The sequence below is a fragment of the Parafilimonas sp. genome (genome assembly GCF_047606085.1).
Classification (GTDB): Bacteria; Bacteroidota; Bacteroidia; order Chitinophagales; family Chitinophagaceae; genus Parafilimonas.
In genome coordinates this window covers 20,500-28,120 of sequence record NZ_JASGEX010000227.1, presented here as the reverse complement: position 1 = coordinate 28,120, position 7,621 = coordinate 20,500, and the positions used below count along the sequence as shown (strand labels likewise).

Here is a 7,621-nt window from a genome sequence, read left to right as displayed (position 1 = left end):
TTTGCCTGGATAGATACCAACAGAAGAACATCTAAGCATTATGAAAGATTGAATGACACAGGAGTAGCCATGGTGCATTTAGCCGCTATACGAATTATGCTGAAGCGTTTTTAGACAGCTTCTAAGAAGATGTACCGAATCATTTTTTACAAACTGTGTTTTCCCGGATAATTTTTTTGCGATTGATAAGATGGCATTGCCTGCATTAAGTTTTTATAGCTTATGTATGAAGATAAGTTTATTAAAGCGGGAATAAAAAAATTTTTGCATTAGGTATTGAAATTCCCAAATTATTTTTTACGTTTGTTACAGCAACCTCATGATGACACTGTCTTCTTGAAAACACTTCAAGCAAACAGCTAACCGAAAACCTATAAAATTTTAATGCGTTTATAAAATCAAAAATCAATTGTATGATTGATAAGGCTCTTGATTTTATTTGTAAGCAGTTAAACACCTATCTGCTAACCAAACTGGAACCGGCACCGCAGGATGATATAGCAATTATATTGTCGAATGTTTCGCAATTGAATGAAACGCAGCCGAACAGCGGTGGTGATGAAAGCGATCCGCAAAACGCATTTTTAAGCCTTATTAATATTGAAGAAGACCGCATAAGCAAATCGCCCGAAAATTTTGTGCGCTCCTTCGATGGCGGGGTTGTGTATAAAAACCCGAAAGTGTTTCTTAACCTTTATATTTTGTTTGCCGTAAACCTTTCTTCTTATTCCGAATCGCTGAAACGGCTTTCCTATATTATACAGTTCTTTCAATACCAGAATGTGTTTACGCCGCTTAATTATCCGTCTATACCAAAAGGCATAGACCAATTGATTGTTGATCTGATGACGCTTTCTTACCAGGATCTGAATAACCTCTGGGGCATACTTGGCTCAAGGTATCTGCCTTCTGCTATGTACAAAATGCGCATGATTAATATAAGCGAAGATTTTGCTTACGGCAATGCAGGGCTGATACAGAAAATAACCATTAACGATAAAAGCCTGCAGCAATGACAAGCATTAATTACAGCTATTTTTTCAGGGTAGAATTGCTGCATAAATATTTTGCAGATACTCTCTGCAACGATTTTATGATTATGCCTTCTGCTGAAACGCAGGCTGCGATAAAAGGCAATAAAATGCTTGCCAAACAATACGGCAATACTTTATATACAGCTTTGCAAACAAATGATGACGCTACGCCATTTGCCATACCTTCTGAAAAGCTGCAGCTAACCTTTTTTATGCAATTGAACAGCGGGCTGTTTTATAATTATACCAATCTTCCTTCTGTTTTCCAGCCGGGCAAACTGTATTATTTCACTAACAGGAATAATAATGTTGCCAACAGTAAAAACTTTATTTCACAATCCGTGCTCTATGATAACAACAGGGATTATGTGCCCGGGGATATTGCAACCGGCAGCGGAACGGTTTACCAATGCATAAAAAGTTGCAAAAACATAACGCCTTCAGATGCCAATAATACCAACTGGATGAAGATTGATAACAATCAGTATGTTTCTGAACAGGATACGGTGCAGTGGATGCCTTCCATTTCAACTTATACGTTTGACGCATTGCAGCCAAATGCCACTGTTGATGCCTGGGCTTTTAATCTTGCTGATAATGCATTTTCAAAAAATGTTATTTCTGAAAGCATCTCTTTCAATGACCCTGCAAAACAATTCAAACTTGATCTTTCTTCACTTGCTCCCGGCAAATACAAACTAAAGATCAACGGCGATGAACAGTTTATTTATATAAATGATGAGTTAAGTGCAAAACCCGTTTTTGGTGTAATTGAAATATTTAACGATAGCAGTGTTCCTGCACAATATCAATTATTGAATGGAGATGTTTTAAACTCTCCGGTATATACCGTAAACTTTTTAAATAGGGCCACAATATGGAAATATATTCTGAAAGATACTTCCAAAGGTACCATATCAGTTACTCCGGCTGTGTATAGTTTTCCTGCAACTGCGTCAGACGTTATTATATCACAATCGCCGATCCCTTTAAACGAAGCGCCTTTAAGCGTAAGCCTTGCCTTAACGGTTGTAAACAACGATACTGTAAATGTTACAGTTCCCGATATTGCCTGCCCGTCACCATCGAGGCTAACCAGTTTTACCAACGGGGCGGATAAATATGCCTGTTCAGAAATTTTTTTAAATCACTAATCATAAACACTAAAATTTCTCACCTATGTCACAAATAAATGAAAGCGCCATTAAAACGCCGGGCGTTTATGTAAATGAAATTCCCTCGTTCCCGCCATCTGTTGCGCAGGTTGCCACTGCCATACCTGCGTTTATAGGCTACACGCAAATTGCCCGGGATATGCGTGGCAATGAGCTTACCAACAAACCAACGCGCATTACTTCTATGCTGGAGTATGAGCTGTATTTTGGGAAAGCGCAGCCGGAAATTAATATCGTTATCAATTACGATCAAACTACCGTTGGAAAAACGACTACAGACACTATCTCTATTGCATTTGATGGCAACAAGTCAAAACATAACATGCATTCGGCCGTTCGTTTCTTTTATGCCAATGGCGGAGGCCCCTGTTATATTGTTTCAGTAGGAGCTTATACTGATATTGACAGCGGCGGGCTCGATCTTACAGATTTTTATGATCCCGGAACCGGTAAGGGTTTGGAAGCGCTTGCCAAAGAAGATGAACCTACTTTAATTGTTTTTCCCGAAGGGCAGAGCATGCCCGAAAACAGTTATTACGCGTTGCTTAACCAGGCGCTTGTGCAGTGCGGGAATCTGCAGGACAGGTTCTGTATAATGGATGTTTATGATACCGGTGAAACATTGGTTACCAATAGTGATGTTACTACAGCTATCTCCAGTTTCAGGAATGGCTTTGCTTCTGAATTTAATAATTATGGCGCCGCTTATTTCCCGAACTTAAAAACGGTGTATGCTTATGATTATGATGAATCGTCAACAATAGTTAATCATACGGTTGATGGTGCTGCCGGCTTGCTTGATGGCCATTCGCTTGCTGAAATAGGCACATTGCCTGCGCCTTCCTCTCCACCGGCTTCACCTCCTGCGCCCCCAGCTTATTATAGCCTTAGCGCCTATAATGCAATAAAGCAGGCATTAAGCGCACAGTTTCCTGTTGTATTGCCGCCATCACCCGGTGTGGCTGGCGTATATGCTTCCGTTGACGCTTCCCGCGGCGTATGGAAAGCGCCGGCCAATGTGGGCCTGGCAGATGTATTTGCAACAACCTACCAGATATCAGACGAAGTGCAGGGCGATATGAATATTGATGCTACTTCAGGTAAATCCGTGAATGCTATCCGTGCATTTACCGGTAAAGGGATTTTGGTTTGGGGCGCCCGCACCCTTGATGGGAACAGCAACGATTTCAGGTATATTTCTGTGCGCCGCTTTTATATCATGGTGGAAGAATCAGCAAAAAAGGCAGCCAATGCTTTTGTATTTGAACCCAATGATGGCAACACCTGGGTTAAAGTACGGGCCATGATAGAAAATTATCTTACCAATTTATGGCGGCTGGGCGCGCTGGCGGGTTCAAAACCGGAACAGGCATTTTATGTAAAAATCGGGCTTGGCCAAACCATGACGTTTGATGATATCCTCAACGGCCGTATGATCGTGGAAATAGGCATGGCGCCGGTTCGCCCTGCAGAATTTATCATACTCCGTTTTTCACAAATACAGCAACAGGCTTAATTAATCATTTTATAATGTCGTTGACTTACGGTTTAAATTCTTTGAAATAATCAATAAGCAATGCTCAATAATCAATACCCATTTTGCAGGCGTTTACAATTGAACATTCCTGCCGGGCTGATCCGGTCAGGCGGGGATTATTGTGTATTGAACGTTGAGTATTTTCTTAATAAACGACATTGAATAATTAATCAGAATCAAATTTTCATCTTAATAAAAATTAATCTATGGCAAACTATCCACTGCCCAAATTTCACTTCCAGGTAGAATGGGGCGGAACCAAAATAGGGTTTACCGATGTGAGCGGGCTCGATATTACCAACGATGTTATCGAATACCGTGATGGCGCAAGCCCTGAATACCACAAAATAAAAATGCCGGGGCAGCGCAAGTTCAGCAATATTGTTTTGAAGCGGGGCATCTTTAAATCAGATAATGAATTTTACGATTGGTTCAACACGATCAACATGAATACGGTTGAGCGCCGCGACATAACCATAAGCCTGCTGGATGAAACACTTTCACCGGTTATTGTGTGGAAGGTTAAGAACGCATGGCCCACAAAAGTTACATCCACCGATCTTAAAGCAGACGGCAACGATGTTTCGATTGAGCAACTGGATCTTGCGCATGAGGGCTTCACTATACAAAATGAATAAGTATGGATTTGCAATATCCGCAAACGGGGTTTCACTTCTCGGTAGTGTTTGAGCTATTCCCGCAACTGCCGAATGATATACGGTTTCAGGAAGTATCAGGCTTAACCGCATCGGTAGAGCTGGAACCCCTGAAAGAAGGCGGCGAGAACAGGTTTACACACCAGTTACCTGTGCGAACCAGCTATAACGAACTGGTTTTAAAACGTGGCAAATTCCTGGGATCAGGTATATTATACTGGTGCAATAATGCTATTGAAAATTTTGAATTTAAGCCAACAAACATTCTTATTTCGCTGCTTGATGAAAATCATCTGCCACTATACAATTGGTATGTAATAAATGCCATTCCCAAACGGCTTGAAGTTTCAGGTTTTAGTGCTGACCGGAGTGAAATTGTAGTTGAAACGCTGGCCCTGAATTATCAATATTTTAAATACTATGATCCTGCCATTGCGGCAATGGGCCTTGCCGGCCAGCTTGCAGGCGCCATTAGTGGCAGCATTTCATTTTAAACAACTTCTTCTTTCTCATTAAATTTTGCAAATGCCAATAGAAATAAAAGAGCTTACAATTAAAGCTTACATTGATGAAGGCGCAGGACAACCTCCGGCATCGCCAGTTGCTAATGCTGCGCCAACTGCAAGCGCAAACAACATGGAAACAATTGTAGCGGCATGTGTAGAGCAGGTATTGCAGGTATTAAAAGATAAGGAGGAAAGATAATGGGTGCAACGCCTGATAAATTAAAAGTTACAGCGTACACGGGAACAGGGAGTTCTCAAAAATTAAGTACGGTTCCTGATGATACTTACATGGCGCTTGTGAATCCGGAAACGTATGCAATTCAATACCAGATCGTATTGAATTCGAAAAAAATCCCGGGCACTTCAGGCAGCGATCCCAATTATGTATATACGCCTGTGCCAAGCCTTCATTTCGATTTTTTATTTGATGCCACAGGCGTTATACCCAGGCCAAATAATTTAGGTGTAATAGGCGATATCCCTGTTGTGGGCGCCATAGCCAGCGCTGTTTCAAATATCATATCTCCCTCAGAAGAATATGATGTAATGAATGAAATAGAAAAGTTTAAAAAAGTATTGTTTACTTACAAAGGCGTACAGCACAGCCCCAATAAAGTTCAGATATTATGGGGCAAGCTCATTTTCGATGGCAAGCTTACTTCTTTAAACTTCAATTTTAAATTGTTTAAACCGGATGGCACTCCTTTAAGGGCTGTGGCCTCAGCAAATTTCTCAGGCGCCATTACAGACAAGCTGCGGGTTGCAGAACAGGCAGACAACTCTCCGGACCTTACACACATACGGCAGGTAACGGAAGGAGATACTTTGCCGCTTATGACCTATAAAATATATGGCGATGCTTCTTATTATCTTGAAGTAGCCAGGGTAAACAACATTACAAATTTCAGGAGCTTGAAAGTGGGAGATAAAATAAAATTTCCACCTATCAATAAATAAAGATTGAATGAGCATTGACAGAATCATACCTACATCAAAACCGGCAGACCTGGTAACATTTACCATTAAAATTGATGGTACTGAAATACCGCGCACCATACTCGTTCAGTCAATTGTTGTACAAAAAGAAATAAACAAAATATCTTCTGCCAGAATTTGTATGGCAGATGGTGAACCTTCGCTTGAAGACTTTGAAGTTGCCAGCCAGGATCTCTTTGTTCCCGGTAAAGAGATAGAAATTTTTGCAGGTTATCATTCTGATGAAACATCTATTTTCAAAGGCATTGTTATTACACCGCGTATTCGTGTGAGAGCCGATAATTCACAATTGATTGTTGACTGTAAAGATGAAGCAGTAAAATTATCAATTGGGAGAAAAAGCAAATATTTTTTTGATAAAACAGACAGCGATGTTGTAGAAGAGATAATCAACGGGTATGGTTTGCCAAATACAATAGAAGCCACATCTGTACAGCATAAAGAGCTTGTGCAGTTTGATTGTACAGACTGGGATTTTATTATTACGCGCCTTGAGGCAAACGGATATATCTGTATTACCGATGAAGATGGCATCAGTTCAGTAAAACCATCGTTGGATGATGACCCGGTACTGGAGCTTTTATTTGGTGCAACCATTATTGAATTTGATTCGGAGATGGATGCCAGGAATCAATACGAAGGTGTAAACGCCTATTCATGGGATTATGCCGCCCAGGAATTATTGAATGTTACTGCAGCCGAGCCAGGTAATGAAGAGAACGGGAATATTTCCACTGCCGACCTTAGCAGTGTTATCGGTCTTGCATCATTCGATCTTAAGCACACCGGCCAGGTACCGCAGGAAGAATTGCAGGCATGGGCTGATGCACAACTGTTAAAAGCCCGCTTATCCAAAGTAAAAGGAAGGGTGAAGTTCCAGGGGTTTGGAGATGTGAAACCAGCTACTGTATTGAACCTTGGTGGTCTTGGCGACCGTATAAACGGTAAAGTTTTTGTAACCGGCGTAAGGCACGAGGTAGCAGATGGCGACTGGCTTTCAGATGCACAGTTTGGCCTGTCGCCTGATTGGTTTGCTGTTGAGTGCCCGGTAAATGCGCCAAAAGCTGCCGCCATGCTGCCTGCCGTGAACGGTTTGCAGATAGGCATTGTTACGCAGTTGGAAAGTGATCCCAACGGTGAAGACAGGATACAGGTGCGCCTGCCTGTTGTAAGCCTGGAAGAGCAGGGCGTGTGGTCAAGGATAGCCAGCCTTGATGCGGGTGATAACCGTGGGTTTTTTTTCAGGCCCGAAGTGGGGGATGAGGTAGTTGTTGGTTTTTTAAATGATGATCCGAATAACCCTGTTATTCTTGGCATGCTTAACAGCAGCGCAAAACCTGCACCATTACAGGCTGCTGCTGATAATAATATCAAGGCTTATGTATCAAGAAGCGCCATTAAACTCACATTTGATGATGATAAAAAATCAGTGAAGCTTGAAACGCCCGGAGGCAGATTTTTTTTGATGGATGATGATTCTAAAGTGATACAGATGGAGGATGGTAGCGGGAATAAAATTGTGCTTGATGATAATGGCATCACCATACAGAGCTCAAAAAAAATAAGCCTGAAATCAAACGACGATATAAGTATTGAAGGAAACAACCTTTCATCAAAAGCGCAAATGAGCTTTAAAGCAGAAGGCACTGCAGGAATAGAACTGAAAAGCAGCGCTACTGCTGTACTTAAAGGCGCATTGGTGCAAATAAATTAAACA

General features: G+C 41.4%; 8 protein-coding genes. All 8 read left to right on the top strand.

Annotation, left to right across the window (positions count from 1 at the left end; genetic code table 11):
• The first annotated feature begins 413 nt into the window (after positions 1-413).
• Entirely contained in the window at positions 414-1,016 is a 603-nt protein-coding gene (locus QM629_RS20150; RefSeq protein ID WP_415161708.1) for a DUF4255 domain-containing protein, read from the top strand.
• Positions 1,013-2,188 (top strand): hypothetical protein, encoded by a 1,176-nt coding sequence (locus QM629_RS20145; RefSeq protein WP_415161707.1) that lies wholly within the window; start codon positions 1,013-1,015, stop codon positions 2,186-2,188. The genes QM629_RS20150 and QM629_RS20145 overlap by 4 nt, the downstream gene beginning before the upstream one ends.
• 25 nt (positions 2,189-2,213) lie before the next feature.
• Positions 2,214-3,725 carry a phage tail sheath family protein gene (locus QM629_RS20140; protein WP_415161706.1) on the top strand — a complete coding sequence of 504 codons (1,512 nt, stop codon included), beginning with the start codon at positions 2,214-2,216 and terminating at the stop codon, positions 3,723-3,725.
• 227 nt (positions 3,726-3,952) lie between these two features.
• Positions 3,953-4,384: a phage tail protein gene (locus QM629_RS20135; protein ID WP_415161705.1), complete on the top strand. Its 432-nt coding sequence runs from the start codon at positions 3,953-3,955 to the stop codon at positions 4,382-4,384.
• Positions 4,385-4,386: 2 nt separating this feature from the next.
• Positions 4,387-4,896, top strand: a complete 510-nt coding sequence (locus tag QM629_RS20130) for a phage tail protein (protein WP_415161704.1) — start codon at positions 4,387-4,389, stop codon at positions 4,894-4,896.
• A 31-nt stretch (positions 4,897-4,927) separates the two neighbouring features.
• Complete coding sequence (locus QM629_RS20125; RefSeq protein WP_415161703.1) at positions 4,928-5,107, top strand: DUF5908 family protein; 180 nt, start codon at positions 4,928-4,930, stop codon at positions 5,105-5,107.
• Entirely contained in the window at positions 5,107-5,865 is a 759-nt protein-coding gene (locus QM629_RS20120; RefSeq protein WP_415161702.1) for a CIS tube protein, read from the top strand. The genes QM629_RS20125 and QM629_RS20120 overlap by 1 nt, the downstream gene beginning before the upstream one ends.
• Positions 5,866-5,872: 7 nt before the next feature.
• The gene (gene vgrG / locus QM629_RS20115; RefSeq protein WP_415161701.1) at positions 5,873-7,618 is read left to right on the top strand and encodes a type VI secretion system tip protein VgrG; all 1,746 of its coding nucleotides are present in this window, start codon (positions 5,873-5,875) and stop codon (positions 7,616-7,618) included.
• The last annotated feature ends 3 nt before the right edge of the window (positions 7,619-7,621 follow it).